A 22,490-nucleotide genomic window follows, 5' to 3' on the forward strand; every position below is an offset into this window, starting at 1 on the left:
AGGCTCTACCCATCCTACCGGCTGTGCGCACGGCGCACCCTACGAAGCGATAGATAACAACAAAGGACGGCCACTGTGAGCCAATCCGGAAAATCCATTCTCCTGGTGGATGACGACCAGGAGATTCGTGAACTGCTTGAGACCTACCTGAGCCGCGCCGGCTTCCAGGTGCGCAGCGTTGCCGATGGCGAGGGCTTCCGCCGCGCCATGGGCGAAGAGGCGGCGGACCTGGTGATCCTCGACGTGATGCTGCCCGACGAAGACGGCTTCAGCCTGTGCCGCTGGGTGCGTGCCCACCAGCGCCTGGCCCAGGTGCCGATCATCATGCTCACCGCCAGCTCCGACGAAGCCGACCGGGTCATCGGCCTGGAGCTGGGCGCCGACGACTACCTGGGCAAGCCGTTCAGCCCCCGCGAACTGCTGGCGCGGATCAAGGCGCTGCTGCGTCGAGTCGGCTTCGGCCAGGAGCGTACGGCGGTCGAGGTGCTGGCCTTCGACGAGTGGCGCCTGGACATGATCAGCCACCGTCTGTTCCACCTCGATGGCGAGGAAGTGATCCTCTCTGGCGCCGACTTCGCCCTGCTGAAACTCTTCCTCGATCACCCGCAGCAGATCCTCGACCGCGACATGATCGCCAACGCCACCCGTGGCCGCGAGGTGATGCCCCTGGAGCGCATCGTCGACATGGCCGTGAGCCGACTGCGCCAGCGCCTGCGCGACACCGGCAAGGCGCCGCGGCTGATCCGCACCGTGCGCGGCGCGGGCTACCTGCTGGCGGCACAGGTCACGCCGCACCAGCATGCTTAGGCTCGTGCCGCGCTCGTTGCTCGGGCGCATGCTGTTCCTCACCCTGCTGGTGGTGTTGCTGGCCCAGGCGCTGTCCAGCGTCATCTGGGTCTCGCAATTGCGTGCCAGCCAAATGGAAGGTCTGCTCACCAGCGCCCGCAGTCTGGCGCAATCCATGGTCGCCAGCGTGAGTTACATCCGCTCGCTGCCCATCGGTTACCGCCCCATGGTGCTCGACCAGTTGCGCTCCATGGGCGGCACGCGCTTCTTCGTCTCCCTCAACGACAAGCCCCTGGACATGAGCGTGCTGCCGGAAACCCCGCGCAAGCGCGCGGTGCTCGGCGAAGTGGAAGCGGTGCTGCGCGAGCGACTGGGCAAGCAGGTGGACCTGTCCCTGCACTTCGTCAATCCGGACGACCTGCGCATCTTCAACAGCGGCCTCAAGCTCGACGAGCTGCCGCGTTCCTGGGCCCATTACGCGCTGACCCTGGAGCCGGTGAACCCGCCCATCCTGGTCACGCAGATCCAGATTGGCCCCAGCGAGTGGTTGTACCTCGCATCCTTGATGCCCGAACCCTACGCCACGCTGGAAGACCAGGGCCTGCCGACCCAGCAGCTGTGGTTCATCCTCCTCACCAGTTCCTTCCTGCTGTTGTTCATTGGTCTGCTGGTGCACTGGCAGAGCCGGCCGCTGAAGCGCCTGGCCAGGGCCGCACGGGAAATGTCCCTGGGCGCCGAAGTGGAGCCCTTGCCTGAAGCGGGTGGCAGCGAAGTGGCCGACGTAAGCCGCGCCTTCAACAGCATGCGCGACCGTATCAGTCGCTACCTCAGTGAACGCAGCCAGTTGTTCAGCGCCATCTCCCACGACCTGCGCACCCCCATCACCCGCCTGCGTCTGCGGGTGGAACTGCTGGAGGACGAAGCAGTGCAGGCCAAGTTCAGCCGCGACCTGGATGACCTGGAACTGCTGGTGAAGGGCGCGTTGCAGTGCGTGAAGGACACCGACATCCACGAGAACATCGAACAGGTGGACCTCAACCACCTGTTGCACGGGCTGATCGAGCCCTACCTCGGCACCGGGCAGGTGACGCTGGAAGGGCGGGCGATTGCGCCTTACCCCGGCAAGCCCCTGGCCCTGCGCCGCTGCATCGGCAACCTGGTGGACAACGCGCTGAAATACGGTGAACGGGCGCACCTGCAGATCGAGGACAGCATCGATGCCTTCGTCCTGCATGTGGACGACGAAGGCCCCGGCGTACCGGAGCAGAAGCTGGAGCAGGTGTTCGAACCGCACTTCCGCCTGGCGGGGCACACACAGGGCTACGGCCTGGGGCTTGGCATCGCGCGTAACCTCGCCCACAGCCACGGCGGGGAGCTGAGCCTGAAGAACCTGCGCGACGGCGGGTTGCGGGTGACGCTGTGGTTGCCGAGGCAGGCCGGATAGGCCGCTGCCCTCTCCCCCATCCCCTCTCCCTGAAGAGGAGAGGGGTGACTCGCGCTTGCAGGATTCTGCCAAAGCCCAACTCATGCACGGACAGCCCCCTCGCCCTTCAGGGAGGGGGTTGGGGAGAGGGTGCCTTTCCGCGCACCGACTTTTGTAACCACCCCGTGACCATCCACCATCCCTTTGTTACCCGCGGCCTTGCAGGCCGTGGTTAGACTGCGAGGCAAGGGCAAGCACCGACTTGCACAGTCATAAAAACAAAAAGGTATCCCCCTCCATGAATGCCATCTCCCGCCTGGCCGCTGTCGTTTCCCTCGCCTCCCTGTTCCCGTTGTCCGCCCTCGCCGGCGAAGTGGAAGTCCTGCATTGGTGGACCTCCGGTGGCGAGAAGCGCGCCGCCGATACCTTGCAGAAACTCGTCGAAGAAAAAGGCCACACCTGGAAGGATTTCGCCGTTGCCGGTGGCGGTGGCGAGGCGGCCATGACCGTACTGAAGACCCGCGCCGTCTCCGGCAATCCGCCGTCCGCTGCGCAGATCAAGGGGCCGGATATCCAGGAGTGGGGCGAGCTGGGCCTGCTGGCCGAGCTGGACGACGTCTCCACCGAGGGCAAATGGGATTCGCTGCTGTCCCCGCAGGTCGCTGACATCATGAAGTACGACGGCCATTACGTGGCTGTGCCGGTCAACGTGCACCGGGTCAACTGGCTGTGGATAAACCCCGAGGTGTTCCAGAAGGCCGGCGCCACGCCGCCCACCACCCTCGACGAATTCTTCGTCGCCGCCGACAAGCTCAAGGCCGCCGGCTACATCCCGATCGCCCACGGCGGCCAGCCCTGGCAGGACGGCACGGTGTTCGAGGACCTGGTCTTCAGCATTCTCGGCCCGCAGGGCTATCACAAGGCTTTCGTCGAGCAGGACAAGGCAACTCTCACCAGCGACAAGATGGTCGAAGTCTTCGCCGCCCTGAAGAAGCTGCGCGGCTACGTCGATCCTGACGCCGCTGGCCGCGACTGGAACAGCGCCACGGGCCTGGTCATCAACGGCAAGGCCGGCATGCAGATCATGGGCGACTGGGCCAAAAGCGAGTGGAGCGCTGCCGGCAAGGTGGCGGGCAAGGATTACCAATGCCTGCCGTTCCCCGGCACCCAGGGCAGCTTCGCCTACAACATCGACTCCCTGGCCATGTTCAAGCTCAAGGATGAAGCCAATATCCAGGCGCAGAACGACCTGGCGCGCACCGTGCTCGAGCCGCAGTTCCAGCAGTTCTTCAACCAGAACAAGGGCTCCATTCCGGTCCGCCTGGACCAGGACATGTCGAGCTTCGATGCCTGCGCCCAGCAGTCCATGAAGGACTTCAAGGAAGCGGCGGCAGGCAATGGCCTGCAGCCGAGCCTGGCCCACGGCATGGCCGCCTCCAGCTACGTGCAAGGGGCAGTGTTCGACGTGGTGACCAACTTCTTCAACGACCCCGCCGCCGACCCGAAAAAGGCCGCGCAGCAACTGGCCGCCGCGATCGAAGCGGTGCAGTAAGCGGTCGGGCCGCCTGAGAGCGGCCCTTCTCCAAAACAGACGATTTCGAGGGTGCCGGCAGGCGCCATGGTTTCCTGCTGCTCCTCATCAGCCCCCTCTCCCACTTGTGGGAGAGGGTTGGGGAGAGGGCTGCCCGAAACACCCTCTCCCCCGGCCCCTCTCCCGCAGGCGGGAGAGGGGAGTGAAAACCCAACCCACGGAGCTGGTACTCATGAGCTCAACCGCAGTCTTCGCCAAGGCCTCACCGCTGGATGCGCTGCAACGCTGGCTACCCAGGCTGGTACTGGCGCCCAGTGTGCTGATCGTGCTGGTCGGCTTCTATGGCTACATCCTCTGGACCTTCCTGCTGTCCTTCACCAACTCGCGCTTCATGCCTAGCTACAAATGGGTCGGGCTGCAGCAGTACGAGCGCTTGCTGGACAACGATCGCTGGTGGGTGGCCAGTCACAACCTGCTGGTCTATGGCGGACTGTTCATCGGCATCAGCCTGGTGATCGGCGTGTTCCTGGCGGTGCTGCTGGACCAGCGTATCCGCCGCGAAGGCTTCATCCGCACCGTCTACCTCTACCCCATGGCGCTGTCGATGATCGTCACCGGCACCGCCTGGAAGTGGCTGCTCAACCCTGGTCTGGGTCTGGACAAGCTGTTGCGCGACTGGGGCTGGGAAGGCTTCCGCCTGGACTGGCTGGTGGACCCGGATCGGGTCGTCTACTGCCTGGTGATCGCCGCCGTGTGGCAGTCCTCGGGTTTCGTCATGGCGCTGTTCCTGGCGGGGCTGCGCGGGGTGGACCAGTCGATCATCCGTGCCGCCCAGGTGGACGGCGCCAGCCTGCCAGCCATTTACCTGCGCATCGTCCTGCCGAGCCTGCGTCCGGTGTTCTTCAGCGCGCTGATGATCCTCGCCCACATCGCCATCAAGAGCTTCGACCTGGTCGCCGCCATGACGGCCGGTGGCCCCGGCTACGCCTCCGACCTGCCTGCGATGTTCATGTATGCCCACACCTTCACCCGCGGCCAGATGGGCCTTGGCGCCGCCAGCGCGATGCTCATGCTCGGCGCGGTGCTGGCGATCCTCGTGCCCTACCTGTACTCCGAACTGAGGAACAAGCGCCATGACTAGCCTGGCCGGAAAACCCGCCTTCAGTGTCAGCCGCCTGGCCATCCACGCCACGCTGTTCGTCGCCTGCGCCGTTTACCTGGTGCCGCTGGTGGTGATGCTGCTGACCAGCTTCAAGACGCCGGACGACATCCGCACCGGCAACCTGCTGTCGATGCCGGACGTGTTCACCCTGGTGGGCTGGGCCAAGGCCTGGGCCAGCGTCGGCGGCTACTTCTGGAACTCGGTGAAGATCACCGTGCCGGCGGTGATCATCTCCACCCTGCTCGGCGCGCTGAATGGCTACGTGTTGTCCATGTGGCGCTTCCGTGGCTCTCAGCTGTTCTTCGGGCTGCTGCTGTTCGGTTGCTTCCTGCCGTTCCAGGTGGTGCTGCTGCCGGCGTCCTTCACCCTCGGCCAGTTCGGCCTGGCCAACACCACCGGCGGCCTGGTGCTGGTGCACGTGGTTTACGGCCTGGCCTTCACCACGCTCTTCTTCCGCAACTTCTACGTGAGCATCCCGAACGCACTGGTGAGCGCGGCGCGGCTGGACGGGGCGGGGTTCTTCACCATCTTCGGGCGCATCCTGCTGCCCATGTCGGTGCCGACCATCATGGTCTGCCTGATCTGGCAGTTCACCCAGATCTGGAACGACTTCCTCTTCGGCGTGGTGTTCGCCAGCGGCGACACCCAGCCCATCACCGTGGCCCTGAACAACCTGGTGAACACCAGCACCGGGGTCAAGGAATACAACGTCGACATGGCCGCCGCGATGATCGCCGGCCTGCCCACCCTGCTGGTCTACGTGTTCGCCGGCAAATACTTCCTGCGCGGTTTAACTGCTGGCGCGGTGAAAGGCTGACGCCTTCAAGATTGGAGAAACGACATGGCAACCCTCGAACTGCGCAATGTGAACAAGTCCTACGGCAGCGGCCTGGCGGACACCCTGAAGAACATCGAGCTGTCCATCGACTCCGGCGAGTTCCTGATCCTCGTCGGCCCGTCGGGCTGCGGCAAAACCACCCTGATGAACTGCATCGCCGGGCTGGAGAGCATCAGCGGTGGCGCGATCATGGTCGATGGCCAGGACATCAGCGGCATGAGCCCGAAGGACCGGGACATCGCCATGGTGTTCCAGTCCTATGCCCTGTACCCGACCATGAACGTGCGCGAGAACATCGCCTTCGGCCTGAAGATCCGCAAGATGCCGGCGGCCGAGATCGACGCCGAGGTTTCGCGTGTGGCCAAGCTGTTGCAGATCGAGCACCTGCTGCAGCGCAAGCCGGGCCAGCTCTCCGGTGGCCAGCAGCAGCGCGTGGCCATGGGCCGGGCGCTGGCGCGGCGGCCGAAGATCTACCTGTTCGACGAACCGCTGTCGAATCTCGACGCCAAGCTGCGGGTGGAGATGCGCACCGAGATCAAGCTGATGCACCAGCGGCTGAAGACCACCACCGTGTACGTCACCCACGACCAGATCGAGGCCATGACCCTGGGCGACAAGGTGGCGGTGATGAAGGACGGCATCATCCAGCAGTTCGGCACCCCGCAGCAGATCTACAACGATCCGGCCAACCTCTTCGTCGCGGGCTTCATGGGCTCGCCGCCGATGAACTTCGTGCCCCTGCGCCTGCAGCGCCGCGACGGCCGCCTGGTGGGCCTGCTGGACAGCGCCGACGGCCATTGCGAACTGCCCCTGGGCGACGCCGATGGCGAGCTGGAAGGGCGCGAACTGATCCTCGGCATCCGCCCGGAGCAGATCCTGGTCGGCGCCAGCGAGCTGCCGACCATTCGTGCCGAGGTGCAGGTGCTGGAGCCCACCGGCCCGGACATTCTGGCCTTCGTCGAGATCAACCAGACCAAGGTCTGCTGCCGCCTGGCCCCCGATGCGCCGGTGCGCGTGGGCGACACCCTCGACCTGCAGTTCGCGCCCGACAAGGTGCTGCTGTTCGACGCGCAAAGCGGCGAGCGGTTGTGTGCACCGGGAAAGGTGGCGAGCCCTGAGCGGCAAGCCAAGGTGGCGCAGCTCAAGGGGCGTTGAACCGTAGCCCGGATGAAATCCGGGGATTGGCTGTCACGGCCTTTCCGGATTGCATCCGGGCTACCTGGAAAGACGATCCATCGACGTACAACAATAAAAATCTGGAGTGGACATGAGCACGACGATCAAAGGTTTGTGGGTACTGCCCTGCGCGCTTTTCGCGGTTTCCGGTGTGGCGCAGGCGGTGGAATTCACCGGCTACATGCGCAGTGGCGCCGGGGGGGCCAGCGAGGGCGGCACGCAATCCTGCTTCCAGCTGCCGGGGGCTCAATCGAAGTACCGTCTGGGCAACGAATGCGAGCAGTACATCGAACTGGACCTGCGCCAGGACCTGCTCAAGCTCGATGACGGTTCGGTGGTCAGCGTCGAGGGCATGGCGCAGCTCTACAACGAATACGGCCATACACCCGAGTTCACCGGCGACCACGGCTTCGCGCGGATGAACCAGATGTATGCCGAGTGGAGCAATATGCCGGCGCTGAACGGCGGCTCCTTCTGGGCCGGTCGCCGCTTCTACAAGCGGAACGACATCCACATCTCCGACTTCTACTACTGGAACCAGAGCGCCACCGGCTTCGGCTTCGATGAAGTGGCCATCGGCGACCTGAAGTACAGCTACGTGTTCTCGCGCAAGGACAACTACGACCAGGACCCCTACATCAACCGTCACGACTTCAACATCGACGGCTTCCAGACCAATCCCGGGGGTGAGGTCGGTGTGGGTGTCAGCTATATCGACAAGCCCGACAGCACCGACGCCCATAGCGGCTGGTCGGTAGCGGCGCAGCACAAGCAGAAGGTCTTCCTCGGCGGGGTCAACACCTTCGCCCTGCAATACGGTCGCGGACCGGGCACCGCGCTCGGTTACACCGGCGACCCGACCCTGGACAACGCCAACAAGAGCTGGCGTGTGGTGGAGTTCTTCGACTGGCAAGTGACGCCGCGCTTCGGTGGCCAGTTCGAGGTGGTCTACCAGAAGGACACCCGTCCGGATGGTGACGACCAGAATTGGCTGTCCGTCGGCGTGCGCCCAGTCTACGCCTTCACCGACCAGTTCAAGCTGGTGACCGAGTTGGGCCGCGACCAGGTGGAAGCCCCTGGCGGCACGCGCAAACTGACCAAGTTCACCGTCGCGCCCACCTGGTCGCCGGCCGGTCCTGGCTTCTGGGAGCGCCCGGAAATCCGTCTCTACTACACCTACGCCAGCTGGAACGAGGCGGCCCAGCGTGCGGCCAGCCAGATGGCGGCGGGCTCGGCGCTTTCGGATACCGGCGCCTTCGGCAATGCGCTGCATGGCTCCAACTTCGGTGTGCAACTGGAGTACTGGTGGAAATGACGGGTCATGTCGATGGCCGCCAGTGAGTCCCGCCGTCGCGGGCCGCGCCTGGTGAAGGCAGGGGAGGGCGCCGACCATCCCCTCGCCGACCTGCTGCGCCCGGCGGCCGGGCAGCCGTTCCGCTGGGCCGAGCACCAGGGGCGCGAGCTGCTGCTGGTGGAGCACCCGCGCTGCTCGGCGGTGTTCAGCCGGCAGGGCGGCCAGTTGCTGCACTACCAGCCCCACGGCGAGCGGCCGCTGCTCTGGTGCGCGGCACGCTGGCCGCGCATCGGCGCCATTCGCGGTGGTGTGCCCGTCTGCTGGCCCTGGTTCGGCCGCCATCCCATGGAAGGCGGCTGGCCTCATCACGGCTGGGCGCGACTGTCGGACTGGCGACTTATCCACAAGGACGCCGATGCCGAGGGTGTGCGCCTGAACTGGCGCCTAGACCTGCATGACTGGCAGGTGGATCTGCAGGCGGAGCTGGGCGAGCGTATGAGCCTGCAACTGGTCACCCGCCACCGCGACAGCGAGCCCTGTGTCCTCAGTCACGCACTCCACGCCTACTGGCGGGTCAGCGACGTGGCTCGGGTCGGTTTGCTGGGGCTGGACGGCGTCGATGGCCGCGACCTGCTGACGCGCGAGGCGTGCCGGCAGGAGGGTGAGCTACGGGTGATCGATGGTTGCCACAAGGTCTTCCGGCGCGGTGGCCGGGTGCGGATTCAGGATGCCGGATGGCAGCGGCGGTTGCGCATCGAGGGAGGGAATAATCCGAACACGGTGGTCTGGCATCCGGGTAGCAGGCCTCTTTCAGAGGTGAGCTGGGCAGAGGGCCTGGGCTTTCTTTCCGTGCAGGGCGCGGCTTGTGACGAGGGCGGCGTGGAGTTGGTGGCAGGGGAAGAAGCGAGGTTGAGTTTGAAGGCGTGGGTCGGGTGAGGCGCGGGGCATGGGCTCCGTTGCCCTCACCCCAACCCTCTCCCGCAAGCGGGAGAGGGGGCTGTCCGTGCGGCGGTCGAAGCAAGTGCCGGCTGCTTGTCTCCCCTCTCCCTTCAGGGAGAGGGGCTGGGGGAGAGGGTAAATCCCCGCAAAGAACTATCAGGATGGCTCTTCATCCGTCGGATACCGGCTGGCGTTGAGGCTTTCCTTGATCTTGCGCAGGTGCGGCTGGAAGTCGACGCCGCGGCGCAGGGTCATGCCGGTGGCGAGCACGTCGAGCACGGTGAGCTGGATGATGCGCGAGGTCATCGGCATGTAGATGTCGGTGTCTTCCGGCAGCGGGATATCCAGGCTCAGGGTGCTGGCCTTGGCCAAGGGCGAGCCGGCGGCCGTCAGGCCGAGTACCGAGGCGCCGTTCTGCCGTGCCAGGCGCGCTACCTCCACCAGCTCGCGGGTGCGGCCGGTGTAGGAAATGATCACGAACAGGTCGCCCGTGTGCGCCACCGACGCGAGCATGCGCTGCATCAGTACATCGGAATGGGCGGACACGGCGAGGTTGAAACGGAAGAACTTGTGCTGGGCGTCCAGGGCCACCGAGGCCGAGGCGCCAAGGCCGAAGAAGTGGATTTGCCGGGCCTGGATCATCAGGTCCACGGCGCGGCTGACCAGTTGTGGGTCGAGGGTCTGCAGGGCGCTGTCCAGGGAGGCGATGGCGCTGCCGAAGATCTTCCGCGTGTAGGCCTCGGGGCCGTCGTCCGCCGCGACCGCCTGGCTGACGTAGGCGGCACCGCTGGCCAGGCTCTGCGCCAGTTGCATCTTCAGTTCGGGGTAGCCGTTGACGCCGAAGGAGCGGCAGAAGCGGTTCACCGTCGGCTCGCTGACCTGCGCGGCCTGGGCCAGCGCGGCAATGCTGTAGCGGGTGGCTTGTTGCGGGTCGCGCAGGATGACTTCGGCGACCTTGCGCTCAGCCTTGTTGAGTTCGTCGAGGCGGTTCTGGATCTGCTCCAGCAGGTTGTGCACGCGGTCCATTGGGATTCCTGGAAAGGGGCCTGCAATCGGTGGCCTATCGTACTGAGCGCATCTGGACGGAGCCACCGCAATCTCGCATGTTGGTAAATGTAGTTTTATTACTACATTTTGTCTTGATGAAGCGCATTATTGGGTGTATTCATAAGCTCATGTTTGATAGAAGAACAAATATCATGGCCTCACAACCTGTCGAACTTTGCACCCTGGCGCTCTTCGGCGGCCTCGGTGACCTCGCACTGCGCAAGCTGTTTCCCGCGCTCTATCAACTGGACCGCGCCGGCCTGCTGCCGACCGATACACGCATCCTTGGCCTGGGTCGCGAGAATGGCGACCCGGCTGCCCACCTCGTTGCCATTGGCGAGCACCTGCGTCGCTACGTGCCCGCCGCAGAGGTGGAGGAGGGCGCCGTGCAGCGCTTCCTGGCGCGGCTCGATTACCTGACCATGGACTTCCTCGATGCCGACGCCTACTCGGCCCTGGCTGACAAGCTGGGCCCCGTGTCCCGGCTGATCGCCTACTTCGCCACGCCCGCCGCCGTGTACGGCGCCATCTGCGCGGGCCTGGCCGCCACGGGGCTGGCCGAGCGCACCCGCGTGGTGCTGGAAAAACCCATCGGCCATGATCTGGAGTCCTCACGCGCAGTGAATGACGCCGTGGCGACGCACTTCCCGGAAAACCGCACCTACCGGATCGACCACTATCTGGGCAAGGAGACGGTGCAGAACCTGATTGCCCTGCGCTTTGCCAACAGCCTGTTCGAAACCCAGTGGAACCAGCACCACATCTCCCATGTGGAGATCACCGTGGCCGAGCAAGTGGGCATTGAAGGGCGCTGGGGATACTTCGACCAGGCCGGACAGTTGCGCGACATGATCCAGAACCACCTGCTGCAACTGCTCTGCCTGATCGCCATGGACCCGCCCAGCGACCTCTCCGCCGACAGCATCCGCGACGAGAAGGTCAAGGTGCTGAAAGCGCTGGCGCCGATCACCCAGGAGCAGCTCAGCCAACAGGTGGTGCGCGGCCAGTACGTGGCCGGCAACATCCTCGGCAAGACGGTGCCCGGCTATCTCGAAGAAGAGAACGCCAACACCCACAGCGACACCGAAACATTCGTCGCCCTGCGCGCGGAAATCCGCAACTGGCGCTGGTCCGGCGTGCCCTTCTACCTGCGTACCGGCAAGCGCATGCCGCAGAAGCTTTCGCAGATCGTCATACACTTCAAGGAACCGCCGCACTACATCTTCGCCCCCGAGCAGCGGCCGCTGATCAGCAACCGGCTGATCATCCGCCTGCAGCCGGACGAAGGTATTTCCCTGCAGGTGATGACCAAGGACCAGGGCCTGGACAAGGGCATGCAGCTGCGCAGCGACCCGCTGCAGCTGAGCTTCTCCAATACCTACCGCAGCGCGCGGATTCCGGACGCCTATGAGCGTCTGCTGCTGGAAGTGATGAAGGGCAACCAGAATCTCTTCGTACGCAAGGACGAAATCGAATACGCCTGGAAGTGGTGCGACCAACTGATCGCCGGATGGCGGCAGCAGGGCGACGCACCCAAGCCCTACGCGGCGGGAACCTGGGGGCCGGTGGCCTCCATCGCATTGATCACCCGTGATGGCAGGAGTTGGTATGGCGATCTGTAATCTCGACCTGCCGACGCAGGTCACCGGGCTCAGCCTCGGCAGCCCCGAACAACTGGCCGGTGAACTGGCCATAACCGTCGCCAACGCCCTGCGCGATGCCATCGACACACGCGGTTCGGCGGTGCTGGTGGTGTCCGGCGGGCGCAGCCCGGTGGCCTTCTTCGAGTGCCTTTCCGGCCAGGCACTGGATTGGTCGAAGGTGACCGTCAGCCTCGCCGATGAGCGCTTCGTGCCGGTCAGTCATCCCGACAGCAACGAAGGCCTGGTGCGCCGCCACCTGTTGCGCGGAGCCGCTGCCGGGGCGCAATTCCTCGGTCTCTACCACAGTGCGCCCGGCCTCGACGAGTCGGCGCACATGGCCGATGCGGCCCTGGGTGAGCTGGGCGCCATCGACGTGTTGGTGCTGGGCATGGGCGAGGATGGCCATACCGCGTCGCTGTTCCCGTCCAGCCCGAACCTGGAGCTGGCGCTGAGTGCCGATTGCCCGCAACGCTGCCTGCCGATGCTGGCACCCAGCGTGCCGCGCCAGCGCCTGACATTGACCCTGCCGCTGCTGGCCAGCGCGCACCTGACCCTGCTGGCCGTGCAAGGCCAGGCCAAGCTGGCCACCCTGGCCGACGCCCTGGCGGGCGAAGACGCGACGGCGATGCCGATCCGCGCCTTCCTCCGTCGTCCCCTGGAAATCCACTGGTGCCCCTGAGCCCGAAGGAACGCCCATGACCAGCCTCCCCACCAACCGGGCCACGAGTCGCGAAGCCGTGCCGAGCATGGCTGACAAGGCCGCCGTGATCGATATCCTCTGCGGCGCGGCGCGCATCCTGCCGGTGATCACCATCGAGCGGGAGCAGGACGTCCTGCCCCTGGCCGATGCCCTGGCCTCCGGCGGATTGCGTACCCTGGAAATTACCCTGCGCTCCGAGCACGGCCTGTCCGCCATTCGCACCCTGCGTGAGCAGCGCCCGGAACTCTGCGTCGGCGCAGGCACTGTGCTGGATGAATGGATGCTTGCCGAGGCCGAAGCCGCCGGCTCGCAGTTCATCGTCACCCCCGGCTGTACCGCCGAACTGTTGCGCGCCGGCGTCTACAGTCCGTTGCCGCTGTTGCCCGGTATCAGCAGTGCCTCGGAAATCATGCTCGGCTACGCCCTGGGTTATCGCCGCTTCAAGCTGTTCCCGGCGGAAATCTGCGGTGGCGTGAAGGCCCTCAAGGCCTTCGGCGGTCCTTTCCCCGGCATCCGTTTCTGCCCCACCGGCGGTGTGAACCCCGACAACCTGCACGACTACATGGCCCTGCCCAATGTGATGTGCGTGGGTGGCACCTGGATGATGGACAAGGACTGGGTCCGCAACGGCGACTGGCAGCGCATCCAGGAAGCCACGGCAGCGGCATTGGAGCTGTTGCGCTGATGCAGGATGCCTCGCCTATGCGGCGATCTTCTGTTGTAGGGGCGAATTCATTCGCCAAGCAGGCCGCAGGTCTGCCCTGGGAGATCCAATGGGGGCACTACGTGCCCCTTGGCGAATGAATTCGCCCCCACAAGGTTTGTGCCCACGAAGGTAGCTCGGATGCAATCCGGGAACAGGCTGCCGACATTCCCCGGATTTCATCCGGGCTACGCACCCGATTAGCGCCGATCCCGTCATGAGAACAGATTCCGCCAAACGGTTTGCTGAAACGATTTACCTAGCAAGAAAACCGCGTTAAAACCGATTTCCAGTGGTCCCGATCCAGAGGAAAGTGCAATGACTCACAACAACAAGCTCGAAACCCTGTTCCCCACTGCCGACCAGATTCCCGAGCGCTACCGCCCCGGCGCGCCCATCGAACAGCGCGAATACCTGGTGAACGGCGAGCTGTTGCGCTGGGAGGGGCCGTTGGCTGCCGTGCGCAGCCCGATCTTCCTGGCCAGCGACCAGGGTGATGAGCAGGTGGTGCTGGGCAGCACTCCGCTGCTGGATGCCGATGCCGCGCTGGCGGCCCTGGAGTCCGCCGTTGCTGCCTACGACCACGGGCAGGGCGCGTGGCCGACCATGCGCGTGGCCGAGCGCATCCAGCATGTGGAGAAGTTCCTGGCACGCATGCGTGAGCAGCGTGAGGCGGTGGTCAGGCTGCTGATGTGGGAAATCGGCAAGAACCTCAAGGACTCCGAGAAGGAGTTCGATCGCACCTGCGACTACATCGTCGACACCATCGAGGCGCTCAAGGAGCTGGACCGCCGCTCCAGCCGCTTCGAGCTGGAGCAGGGCACCCTCGGCCAGATCCGCCGCGTGCCGCTGGGCGTGGCGCTGTGCATGGGGCCGTACAACTACCCGCTGAACGAGACCTTCACCACGTTGATTCCGGCGCTGATCATGGGCAACACCGTGGTCTTCAAGCCGGCCAAGTTCGGCGTGCTGCTGATCCGCCCGCTGCTGGAGGCCTTCCGCGACAGCTTCCCGGCGGGCGTCATCAACATCATCTATGGCCGTGGCCGCGAGACTGTCAGCGCCATCATGGCCAGCGGCAAGGTCGACGTGTTCGCCTTCATCGGCACCCACTCCGGCGCCGCCGACCTGAAGAAGCTGCACCCGCGCCCGCACCGCCTGCGCGCGGCTCTGGGCCTGGATGCGAAGAACCCCGGCATCGTCCTGCCCAAGGTGGATCTGGACAACGCGGTGAGCGAAGCCATCACTGGTGCGCTGTCGTTCAACGGCCAGCGCTGCACCGCGCTGAAGATCCTGTTCGTTCACGAGGATGTGCTCGAGCCCTTCCTCGATAAATTCTGCGCCAAGCTGGCCGCGCTCAAGCCGGGCATGCCCTGGGACGATGGCGTAGCCCTGACCCCGCTGCCAGAGCCGGGCAAGGTCGATTTCCTCAACACTCTGCTGGAGGATGCCGTGGCCAAGGGCGCCAGGGTGGTCAACCCAGGCGGCGGCAGCCACCGGCAGAGCTTTTTCTACCCCGCTGTGCTGAGCCCGGTGAGCCCGGACATGCGCCTCTACAACGAAGAACAGTTCGGTCCGCTGATTCCGGTGGTGCCGTACCGTGAGCTGGACGAGGTGATCGACTACGTGCTGCATTCGGACTACGGCCAGCAGCTCAGCCTGTTCGGCAACGACCCGGCGCAGGTCGGCCGGCTGGTGGATGCCTTTGCCAACCAGGTGGGCCGCATCAACATCAACGCCCAGTGCCAGCGTGGCCCGGATACCTTCCCCTTCAACGGCCGCAAGAATTCCGCCGAAGGAACCTTGTCGGTGCATGACGCGCTGCGGGTGTTCTCCATCCGCACCCTGGTGGCCACCAAGTTCCAGGCGGACAACAAGGAACTGGTCAGCGAGATCATTCGCAACCGCGAATCGAACTTCCTGACCACGGATTACATTTTCTGACGAACCTGGCAGGCGGCGATTGGTTTCTGTAGGGGCGATTTCAATCGCCAAGCGGACCGAAGGTCCGCCTTGCAGGCCCACATTGGGGGGCACTGCGTGCCCCTTGGCGAATGAATTCACCCCTACAAGGTTGCCGATTCCCCGCCGTCATAACCGGAGATCCCAATGCCCCGCCCCATCAGCCGGGACACCCGGCTTTGCATGTCGCTGTCCGGCCGACCCGGCAACTTCGGCACGCGCTTTCACAACTACCTGTACGAAGCCCTCGACCTGGACTTCGTCTACAAGGCTTTCACCACCACTGATCTGCCGGCGGCCATCGGTGGCATCCGCGCCCTCGGCATTCGCGGTTCGGCGGTGTCCATGCCGTTCAAGGAAGCCTGCATCCCGCTGCTGGATGAACTGGACGCCTCCGCCTCGGCCATCGACTCGGTGAACACCATCGTCGCCGACAACGGCAGGCTCAAGGGCTACAACACCGACTACAGTGCCGTGGCCAGCCTGCTGGCGAGCCACGCGGTGCCCAGGGACATCCGCTTTGCCGTGCGCGGTAGCGGCGGAATGGCCAAGGCCGTGGCCAGTGCGTTGCGCGACAGCGGTTTCCGCCACGGCAGCATCGTTGCCCGCAACCGGGAAACCGGCCAGGCGCTGGCGCAGGGCTGTGGCTACGAATGGCTGGCGGAGCCGGGCGACGCGCGTCCGCAGATGCTGGTCAACGTTACCCCGCTGGGCATGGAAGGCGGCCCGGAAGCCCAATCCCTGGCTTTCACCCGCGAGCAGGTGGAAGCGGCTGAGTGGGTGTTCGATGTGGTAGCCCTACCGGTGGAAACCCCGCTGATCCTTCTGGCCCGTGAATTGGGCAAGCCGGTGATCACCGGTGCCGAAGTGATTGTGCTGCAGGCGGTGGAGCAGTTCGTGCTCTACACCGGCGTGCGGCCGGAGGCGGAGTTGATCGAAAGGGCGGCGGAGTTCGCGCGGGGTTGAACAGGGCTGGGGTGGGTTTCGACTTGTTCATCTATCTGCATTTGAGATAGTGATTCTGATCGATGCTCTCGATAGGCTCATAGTTATTAGGTTTCATGTGATAGGTTTCGAGATATTCAAATTTATCGCTCTGGATGATTGTCGAGATGCCATCCTTTTCCCACTTTGAGCTGACCCTGCTCAATCCATCGTTCGATTCACCCTTGGTTGATGTGCTGAACGAACTCGAGCATCTGCGCCGCTTTCGCCTGAGTGGCTCCACGCCGCCTGCCATCTTCTTTCAGCTGAAGGACATCTTCCACATCCTCGAGAGCCTCGGGTCTGCCCGCATCGAGGGGAACCACACGACGCTCGCCGACTATGTGGAAAGCAGGGTTGAAGGGACCGATTCCACCAGTGACCCGTTGCGGGAGATTTCCAATATCGAGAAGGCAATGGCCTATATCGAAGAGGTCATCACGCCAGGCTGCGAACTGACCCAGCATTTCATCCGCGAACTGCATGCAATGACGGTCGCTAATCTGGATCGAGAAGGCGACCGAACGCCAGGCGCCTTTCGTACTGGGGCGGTACAGATCGCCTTGTCCAACCACCTCCCGCCTGACGCATTGCTCGTTCCCGGCTACATGGAGGAGTTGGTGGATTTCGTGAATCGGGATGAGCCGCCAAAGTACGATCTGATGAAGGTCGCCTTGGCACACCATCGCTTCGGCTGGATTCATCCCTTCGCCAATGGCAACGGCCGGGTTGTTCGCCTGTTCACTTACGCGTTGCTCATCAAGTATGGCTTCAACGTTTCCACCGGTGGCCGTGTACTCAACCCGACCGCAGTCTTCTGCAACGACCGGGAGCGCTATTACGCCATGCTGGGCACCGCGGATCAGGGGACGCCGGGCAGCCTGGAAAGTTGGTGTGTCTATGTGCTGGAAGGCATCCTGCATGAGTTGAACAAGGTGGGCCAACTGACCGACTACCGGTACCTGAAGCGTGCGATCCTCGCTCCGGCCATCAGCCATGCGCGTGAGCGCGGCCTGATCAATCCCATGGAGCAAGGCGTGCTGGAGCAGCTGCTACGCACCGATGACGGCGTTGCCAAGGCGGGTGATCTAGCCGTTGCCATGCCCGGCCTGAAGCCGCCCCAGTGCAGCTACCAGATCAAGAAGCTGGTTGATCGGGGGATGTTACGACCGATCCAGCCCAATGCACGGCAATACACCCTGGGCTTCTCCAACAACTACCTGATACGTGGAGTGATACGTGCGCTGGCGGCGGAAGGATTCATTCCCGAGCCAGTGGTGCATGGCTGAGGTACCCAAACAAGGGGGAGCTCAATCCTCCCTCCGGCAGGTTCGCGTAGATCTTTTCCACTCCTTTGCGGGCTTTTTTCTTGTTGTGGGGGGCGGTTGCTTTTCGTGGGGGCGAATTCATTCGCTAAGGGCAGCGCAGGTGCACCCGGCATTCCCCCGGTTCTGCGGTCTGCGGCCTGCAGCGCGAATGAACTCGCTCCCCCAGGATCAAGATCACGCGCCGATCCGCCCTTCAGACAACTCCTCGATCAGCGCCAGGCAATGGGTCAGTGCCGGGGAGGCGTCGCCCACGCGGCGGCTGATGATGATGGGGGAGGTGGCCTGGGCTTCCTGCAGGGTGGCGTAGCCGATGTCGATGCGATGCAGCACCTGCACCGAGGCCGGCACCAGGGTGATGCCGATGCCGGCGGCGACGAGGCCGATGGCGGTCTGCAGTTCGTTGGTCCATTGCGCCACTTCGATCTGCAGGCCATAGGCGGCGAATAGCGACAGCACATGGTCGGCGTAGCTCGGCCGGGGGTTGCCCGGATAGAGCACGAACGGCTCCTGGGCGAGGTCCGTGAGGCTCACCGGGCCGGGGAGCAGTGGATGCCCGGCGGGCAGGGCGGCCACCAGCGGGTCGAGGGTCAGCACCTGTTGCTGAATCGCCGGGTCGTTGATGTGGATACGGCCGAATCCGACGTCGATGCGACCGGCCTTGAGGGATTCCACCTGCTGCAGGGTGGTCATCTCCGACAGGCCCAGTTCCAGCCCGGCATCGCTGCGCAGGCGCCGGATCAGGTCCGGCAGCACGCCGTAGAGGGTGGAGGGTGCGAAGCCGATGCCGAGCCAGGCTTTTTCACCCGATCCAATGCGGCGGGTATTGTCACAAACCTTGGTCAACTGCTCGAGAAGGGTGCTGGAGTGCTCATGGAAAAAGCGTCCGGCTTCGGTCAGGCGCAGGGGGCGGCCACGGTCCAGCAAGGCCACACCTAACTCGTCTTCGAGCTGCTGGATCTGCCGGCTCAAGGGCGGTTGGGCGATGTGCAGGCGTTCTGCGGCACGGGTGAAGTTGAGGGTTTCGGCGAGCGCTTTGAAGTAGCGAAGGTGACGAAGCTCCATGGGGACTCCGGGGCGGTGTCGATGCCAATATGGCGATACCTTCCAGGTATCGAACTAGACAAACTCTATATTGGACCCCGCAGTTTGTCGCGGCCACTATCGGGACCAGATGAACCGAACCTGATGGGTATTGAAGTGAGCCAAGTCCTGATCGAAAGCGTCGAGACGATCATCGTCGACCTGCCGACCATCCGCCCGCACAAGCTGGCCATGCATACCATGCAGAACCAGACCCTGGTGGTGATCCGCCTGCGCTGCTCCGATGGCATCGAAGGCCTCGGCGAGTCCACCACCATCGGTGGCCTGGCCTACGGCAACGAAAGCCCGGAAAGCATCAAGCAGAACATCGACAGCCACCTAGCTCCACTGCTGATCGGCCAGGACGCCTGCAACATCAACGCCGCCATGCTGCGCCTGGACAAGGCCGCCAAGGGTAATACCTTCGCCAAGTCCGGCCTGGAGAGCGCACTGCTGGATGCCCAGGGCAAGCGCCTCGGCCTGCCGGTGAGCGAGCTGCTCGGCGGCCGCGTGCGTGACGGCCTGGAAGTGGCCTGGACCCTGGCCAGCGGCGACACCGCCAAGGACATCGCCGAAGCCGAGCACATGCTGGAAATTCGCCGTCACCGCATCTTCAAGCTGAAGATCGGCGCCGGCGAAGTGAGCCGCGATCTCAAGCACGTCATCGCCATCAAGCAGGCCCTGGGCGACAACGCCAGCGTGCGTGTCGATGTCAACCAGGCTTGGGACGAATCCATCGCCCTGCGTGCCTGCCGCATCCTCGGCGACAACGGCATCGACCTGATCGAGCAGCCAATCTCGCGCATTAACCGTTCCGGCCAGGTGCGCCTGAACCAGCGCAGCCCGGCGCCGATCATGGCCGACGAATCCATCGAGAGCGTCGAAGACGCCTTCAGCCTGGCCGCCGACGGCGCCGCCAGCATCTTCGCCCTGAAGATCGCCAAGAACGGTGGCCCGCGTGCCGTGCTGCGCACGGCGCAGATCGCCGAAGCGGCCGGTATCGCCCTGTACGGCGGCACCATGCTGGAAGGCTCCATCGGCACCCTGGCGTCGGCCCATGCCTTCGTCACCCTCAAGCAACTGACTTGGCACACCGAGCTGTTCGGGCCGCTGCTGCTGACCGAGGAAATCGTCAGCGAAGCGCCGGTCTATCGCGACTTCCAGCTGCACGTGCCGCGTACCCCGGGCCTTGGCCTGGCCCTGGACGAAGAGCGCCTGGCGTTCTTCCGCCGCAAATAAACAGGAGACCTTCCCATGCTGTTCCACGTGAAGATGACCGTGAAACTTCCGGTCGACATGGACCCCGCCAAGGCCGCCAGGCTCAAGGCCGACGAGAAGGAGTTGGCCCAGCGCCTGCAGCGCGAGGGCAAATGGCGCCATCTGTGGCGCATCGCCGGCCACTATGCCAACTACAGCGTGTTCGACCTCGCCAGCGTCGAGGAGCTGCATGACACTCTTATGCAGTTGCCGCTGTTCCCCTACATGGAGATCGAGGTGGACGGCCTCTGCCGCCACCCGTCATCGATTCACGAAGACGATCGCTGATCGATTCGCGCCCGATAACAACAAGATGAGGAAATAGCCATGACTATCAAACTGTCCAGCAACGAAAACGTCCAGAAGTTCTTCCAGGAAGTGAGCGGCTTCAACAACGACCAAGGTAGCCAGCGCATGAAGAAGCTGGTGAACCGCATCCTGGTCGACACCATCAAAATCATCGAAGACCTGGAAGTCACCACCGAAGAGTTCTGGAAGGCGGTGGACTACTTCAACCGCATGGGTGCCCGTGGCGAAGCCGGCCTGCTGGTGGCGGGCCTTGGCCTGGAGCACTACCTGGACCTGCTGCTGGACGCCCAGGACGAGCAGGCCGGTCTTTCCGGCGGCACCCCGCGCACCATCGAAGGCCCGCTGTACGTGGCCGGCGCGCCGCTGTCCGAAGGCGAAACCCGCATGGACGACGGCACTGATGCCGGTACCGTGATGTTCCTCCAGGGCCAGGTGAAAGATGCCGACGGCCAGCCGATCGCCGGCGCCATCGTCGACCTGTGGCACGCCAACACCAAGGGCACCTATTCCTACTTCGACACCACCCAGTCGGACTACAACCTGCGTCGCCGCATCGTCACCGACAGCGAAGGCCGCTACCGTGCCCGCAGCATCGTGCCGTCCGGCTACGGCTGCCCGCCGGATGGCACCACCCAGGAAGTGCTGAACCACCTGGGCCGCCACGGCAACCGTCCGGCGCACATCCACTTCTTCATCTCCGCGCCGGGCTATCGCCACTTGACCACCCAGATCAACCTGTCGGGCGACGAATACTTGTGGGACGACTTCGCCTACGCCACCCGTGATGGCTTGGTGGGCGAGATCCGCTTCACCGAAGACGCCGCCGCTGCCGCCGCCCGTGGCGCCGTGGACCGCTTCGCCGAAATCGACTTCGACTTCCAGCTGCAGAAGGCCCCGAGCGCGGAGCAGGAAGCCATCCGCGACCGCGTTCGCGCCGAAGCCTGAGTCACCGAATCGGCGGGGGAGGCTGGTTCCCCCGCTGCTTGAGCCGGCCGTTTGGCCGGCTTTTTTATGGGCGGTGGGTTTGCACTGACTTTCGGGACAATGTCGAACTTTGCTTCCCGCACCCCAACCCCGCTCTGCGCCCCGGTCAGTTCGCTTCGCGCCCTGGCGCTCATCGGCACCGAAAGCGGTGCTTTCGAAAGCGTGCCTCTTCGCCCCAGAGGGAGAGGGGGCAGTCCGTGCAGGATGGTTGGTGAGTGCCCGGCGCGAGTCACCCCTCTCCCTGCGGGAGAGGGGCCGGGGGTGAGGGTGGTTGACCCCGTGCTCGGGCTTTCGCGAATGAGTTCGCTCCCACAGAAGCAGCACAAACTCCCCGGATAGCCATCCCCGACTATCCGGATTTCGCCCTCCCACGGAATGCCGCCTAATCGACGGACAACTCTCGGAGGTGCCCATGACCCGCCCCAGCGATCCGGCCGAACTGGCCGCGTACTACGACGTGCAATACAACGCCCGCGCCAGCGTCGAGGACTTCGACCAGTATCCGCGCCAGTACCGCGCACTGAGCGACGACGCCCATGCGCGGCTGAAGTGCTTCAAGGATGTGTCCTACGGACCGGGAGCCGGTGAGCGGCTGGATATCTTCCCTGCCGCGCAGCCGGATGCCCCGGTGCTGCTGTTCATCCACGGCGGCTATTGGCGCGCGCTGTCCAAGGCCGATTCGGCGTTCATGGCGCCGGCCTTGACCGCCGCCGGTGCGTGCGTGGTGGTAATGGATTACGACCTGGCTCCGGCCGTGAGCCTCGACCATATCGTCGACCAAACCCGCCGCGCACTGGCCTGGCTGCACCGCCACATAGCCGAGTTCGGCGGCGACCCGCATCGCCTGTATGTCAGTGGCAGCTCGGCAGGCGGGCACCTCACCGGGATGCTGCTGGCTGGAGGCTGGCACGGGCGCTATGGCGTGCCGGACAACGTGCTGCGCGGCGCCCTGCCCATCAGCGGGCTGTTCGACCTGCGGCCGCTGCTGGAGACCCATATCAACGGCTGGATGGGGATGGACGAAGCGGCAGCGCGCCGCAACAGCCCGGCCTTCCACCTGCCGACGCGGGGTGCCGAACTGGTGATCAGCTACGGGGCGCTGGAGACGGCGGAGTTCGCCCGCCAGTCCCACGATTTCTTCGAGGCCTGGAACGCGAGCGGACTACCCGGCCGCTTCGTCGAAGCGCCCGGCAGGAACCATTTCGATGTGGTGCTGGAGTTGGGCCAGCCGGGGACGCCGTTGTATCGGGCGATGTGCGAATTGATGGGGCTGAATGGGTGAGCCTGTAGGGGCGAATTCATTCACCAAGGGCGACGCAGCTGCCCTCTACGAGCTTTCGCAAG

Annotated in this window: 20 protein-coding genes; 18 read left to right on the plus strand and 2 right to left on the minus strand. The window is 64.5% G+C overall.

Features of this window, described 5'->3' with window-relative positions; translation table 11 throughout:
- Positions 1-75: 75 nt before the first annotated feature.
- From THL1_RS07580 to THL1_RS07615, 8 genes are all read left to right on the plus strand, one after another.
- Positions 76-807, plus strand: a complete 732-nt coding sequence (locus THL1_RS07580) for a response regulator (RefSeq protein WP_069082691.1) — start codon at positions 76-78, stop codon at positions 805-807.
- The gene (locus THL1_RS07585) at positions 800-2,230 is read left to right on the plus strand and encodes an ATP-binding protein (protein ID WP_069082692.1); all 1,431 of its coding nucleotides are present in this window, start codon (positions 800-802) and stop codon (positions 2,228-2,230) included. The genes THL1_RS07580 and THL1_RS07585 overlap by 8 nt, the downstream gene beginning before the upstream one ends.
- Positions 2,231-2,507: 277 nt before the next feature.
- Positions 2,508-3,761, plus strand: coding sequence for an ABC transporter substrate-binding protein (locus THL1_RS07590; RefSeq protein WP_069082693.1), 1,254 nt, complete (start codon positions 2,508-2,510; stop codon positions 3,759-3,761).
- A gap of 211 nt (positions 3,762-3,972) precedes the next feature.
- Entirely contained in the window at positions 3,973-4,881 is a 909-nt protein-coding gene (locus tag THL1_RS07595) for a carbohydrate ABC transporter permease (protein ID WP_069082694.1), read from the plus strand.
- On the plus strand, positions 4,874-5,719 hold the full coding sequence (locus THL1_RS07600; RefSeq protein ID WP_069082695.1) for a carbohydrate ABC transporter permease: 846 nt from the start codon (positions 4,874-4,876) through the stop codon (positions 5,717-5,719). The genes THL1_RS07595 and THL1_RS07600 overlap by 8 nt, the downstream gene beginning before the upstream one ends.
- A gap of 24 nt (positions 5,720-5,743) precedes the next feature.
- The gene (locus THL1_RS07605) at positions 5,744-6,895 is read left to right on the plus strand and encodes an ABC transporter ATP-binding protein (RefSeq protein ID WP_069082696.1); all 1,152 of its coding nucleotides are present in this window, start codon (positions 5,744-5,746) and stop codon (positions 6,893-6,895) included.
- Positions 6,896-7,007: 112 nt separating this feature from the next.
- A complete protein-coding gene (locus THL1_RS07610; RefSeq protein WP_069082697.1) occupies positions 7,008-8,231 on the plus strand; it encodes a maltoporin in 1,224 nt (407 codons plus the stop codon).
- Between the two features lie 12 nt (positions 8,232-8,243).
- Positions 8,244-9,146, plus strand: coding sequence for a D-hexose-6-phosphate mutarotase (locus tag THL1_RS07615; RefSeq protein ID WP_083246047.1), 903 nt, complete (start codon positions 8,244-8,246; stop codon positions 9,144-9,146).
- 159 nt (positions 9,147-9,305) lie between these two features.
- Here the strand turns inward: THL1_RS07615 and THL1_RS07620 are convergent, their stop codons facing one another.
- Positions 9,306-10,166, minus strand: coding sequence for a MurR/RpiR family transcriptional regulator (locus THL1_RS07620; RefSeq protein ID WP_177343857.1), 861 nt, complete (start codon positions 10,164-10,166; stop codon positions 9,306-9,308).
- 182 nt (positions 10,167-10,348) lie between these two features.
- Here THL1_RS07620 and zwf point away from each other — a divergent pair, with 182 nt between their 5' ends.
- The 6 genes from zwf to THL1_RS07650 all read left to right on the plus strand — a co-directional run bounded on the left by zwf (position 10,349) and on the right by THL1_RS07650 (position 17,477).
- Positions 10,349-11,818: a glucose-6-phosphate dehydrogenase gene (gene zwf / locus THL1_RS07625; RefSeq protein ID WP_069082699.1), complete on the plus strand. Its 1,470-nt coding sequence runs from the start codon at positions 10,349-10,351 to the stop codon at positions 11,816-11,818.
- Positions 11,805-12,518, plus strand: a complete 714-nt coding sequence (pgl, locus tag THL1_RS07630; protein ID WP_069082700.1) for a 6-phosphogluconolactonase — start codon at positions 11,805-11,807, stop codon at positions 12,516-12,518. The genes zwf and pgl overlap by 14 nt, the downstream gene beginning before the upstream one ends.
- 16 nt (positions 12,519-12,534) lie before the next feature.
- Positions 12,535-13,224 carry a bifunctional 4-hydroxy-2-oxoglutarate aldolase/2-dehydro-3-deoxy-phosphogluconate aldolase gene (locus tag THL1_RS07635; RefSeq protein ID WP_177343820.1) on the plus strand — a complete coding sequence of 230 codons (690 nt, stop codon included), beginning with the start codon at positions 12,535-12,537 and terminating at the stop codon, positions 13,222-13,224.
- Between the two features lie 336 nt (positions 13,225-13,560).
- Positions 13,561-15,186, plus strand: a complete 1,626-nt coding sequence (locus tag THL1_RS07640; protein ID WP_069082701.1) for an NADP-dependent glyceraldehyde-3-phosphate dehydrogenase — start codon at positions 13,561-13,563, stop codon at positions 15,184-15,186.
- A gap of 165 nt (positions 15,187-15,351) precedes the next feature.
- Positions 15,352-16,170 (plus strand): shikimate 5-dehydrogenase, encoded by an 819-nt coding sequence (locus THL1_RS07645; RefSeq protein WP_069082702.1) that lies wholly within the window; start codon positions 15,352-15,354, stop codon positions 16,168-16,170.
- Between the two features lie 146 nt (positions 16,171-16,316).
- Positions 16,317-17,477, plus strand: coding sequence for a Fic family protein (locus THL1_RS07650; protein WP_069082703.1), 1,161 nt, complete (start codon positions 16,317-16,319; stop codon positions 17,475-17,477).
- A gap of 213 nt (positions 17,478-17,690) precedes the next feature.
- Here the strand turns inward: THL1_RS07650 and THL1_RS07655 are convergent, their stop codons facing one another.
- Positions 17,691-18,578, minus strand: a complete 888-nt coding sequence (locus THL1_RS07655) for a LysR family transcriptional regulator (protein ID WP_069082704.1) — start codon at positions 18,576-18,578, stop codon at positions 17,691-17,693.
- A 135-nt stretch (positions 18,579-18,713) separates the two neighbouring features.
- Between THL1_RS07655 and THL1_RS07660 the strand changes: the two genes are divergently transcribed.
- The 4 genes from THL1_RS07660 to THL1_RS07675 all read left to right on the plus strand — a co-directional run bounded on the left by THL1_RS07660 (position 18,714) and on the right by THL1_RS07675 (position 22,428).
- Entirely contained in the window at positions 18,714-19,835 is a 1,122-nt protein-coding gene (locus THL1_RS07660; protein ID WP_069086445.1) for a muconate cycloisomerase family protein, read from the plus strand.
- Between the two features lie 15 nt (positions 19,836-19,850).
- A complete protein-coding gene (catC, locus tag THL1_RS07665) occupies positions 19,851-20,141 on the plus strand; it encodes a muconolactone Delta-isomerase (protein WP_069082705.1) in 291 nt (96 codons plus the stop codon).
- Positions 20,142-20,180: 39 nt separating this feature from the next.
- The gene (catA, locus tag THL1_RS07670) at positions 20,181-21,107 is read left to right on the plus strand and encodes a catechol 1,2-dioxygenase (protein ID WP_069082706.1); all 927 of its coding nucleotides are present in this window, start codon (positions 20,181-20,183) and stop codon (positions 21,105-21,107) included.
- Positions 21,108-21,558: 451 nt separating this feature from the next.
- A complete protein-coding gene (locus THL1_RS07675; protein WP_145928272.1) occupies positions 21,559-22,428 on the plus strand; it encodes an alpha/beta hydrolase in 870 nt (289 codons plus the stop codon).
- Positions 22,429-22,490: the final 62 nt, after the last annotated feature.

Origin of the sequence: Pseudomonas sp. TCU-HL1 (assembly GCF_001708505.1) — a bacterium.
In the GTDB taxonomy this organism is placed as follows: Bacteria; Pseudomonadota; Gammaproteobacteria; order Pseudomonadales; family Pseudomonadaceae; genus Metapseudomonas.

What these genes read in the sequence shown, in the direction of transcription:
- THL1_RS07585 (WP_069082692.1), top strand. Translation starts at nt 800, where the DNA reads ATGCTTAGGCTCGTGCCGCGCTCGTTGCTCGGGCGCATGCTGTTCCTC.
- THL1_RS07590 (WP_069082693.1), top strand. Translation starts at nt 2,508, where the DNA reads ATGAATGCCATCTCCCGCCTGGCCGCTGTCGTTTCCCTCGCCTCCCTG.
- THL1_RS07595 (WP_069082694.1), top strand. Translation starts at nt 3,973, where the DNA reads ATGAGCTCAACCGCAGTCTTCGCCAAGGCCTCACCGCTGGATGCGCTG.
- THL1_RS07600 (WP_069082695.1), top strand. Translation starts at nt 4,874, where the DNA reads ATGACTAGCCTGGCCGGAAAACCCGCCTTCAGTGTCAGCCGCCTGGCC.
- THL1_RS07605 (WP_069082696.1), top strand. Translation starts at nt 5,744, where the DNA reads ATGGCAACCCTCGAACTGCGCAATGTGAACAAGTCCTACGGCAGCGGC.
- THL1_RS07610 (WP_069082697.1), top strand. Translation starts at nt 7,008, where the DNA reads ATGAGCACGACGATCAAAGGTTTGTGGGTACTGCCCTGCGCGCTTTTC.
- THL1_RS07615 (WP_083246047.1), top strand. Translation starts at nt 8,244, where the DNA reads ATGGCCGCCAGTGAGTCCCGCCGTCGCGGGCCGCGCCTGGTGAAGGCA.
- zwf (WP_069082699.1), top strand. Translation starts at nt 10,349, where the DNA reads ATGGCCTCACAACCTGTCGAACTTTGCACCCTGGCGCTCTTCGGCGGC.
- pgl (WP_069082700.1), top strand. Translation starts at nt 11,805, where the DNA reads ATGGCGATCTGTAATCTCGACCTGCCGACGCAGGTCACCGGGCTCAGC.
- THL1_RS07635 (WP_177343820.1), top strand. Translation starts at nt 12,535, where the DNA reads ATGACCAGCCTCCCCACCAACCGGGCCACGAGTCGCGAAGCCGTGCCG.
- THL1_RS07640 (WP_069082701.1), top strand. Translation starts at nt 13,561, where the DNA reads ATGACTCACAACAACAAGCTCGAAACCCTGTTCCCCACTGCCGACCAG.
- THL1_RS07645 (WP_069082702.1), top strand. Translation starts at nt 15,352, where the DNA reads ATGCCCCGCCCCATCAGCCGGGACACCCGGCTTTGCATGTCGCTGTCC.
- THL1_RS07650 (WP_069082703.1), top strand. Translation starts at nt 16,317, where the DNA reads ATGCCATCCTTTTCCCACTTTGAGCTGACCCTGCTCAATCCATCGTTC.
- THL1_RS07655 (WP_069082704.1), bottom strand. Translation starts at nt 18,578, where the DNA reads ATGGAGCTTCGTCACCTTCGCTACTTCAAAGCGCTCGCCGAAACCCTC.
- catC (WP_069082705.1), top strand. Translation starts at nt 19,851, where the DNA reads ATGCTGTTCCACGTGAAGATGACCGTGAAACTTCCGGTCGACATGGAC.
- catA (WP_069082706.1), top strand. Translation starts at nt 20,181, where the DNA reads ATGACTATCAAACTGTCCAGCAACGAAAACGTCCAGAAGTTCTTCCAG.
- THL1_RS07675 (WP_145928272.1), top strand. Translation starts at nt 21,559, where the DNA reads ATGACCCGCCCCAGCGATCCGGCCGAACTGGCCGCGTACTACGACGTG.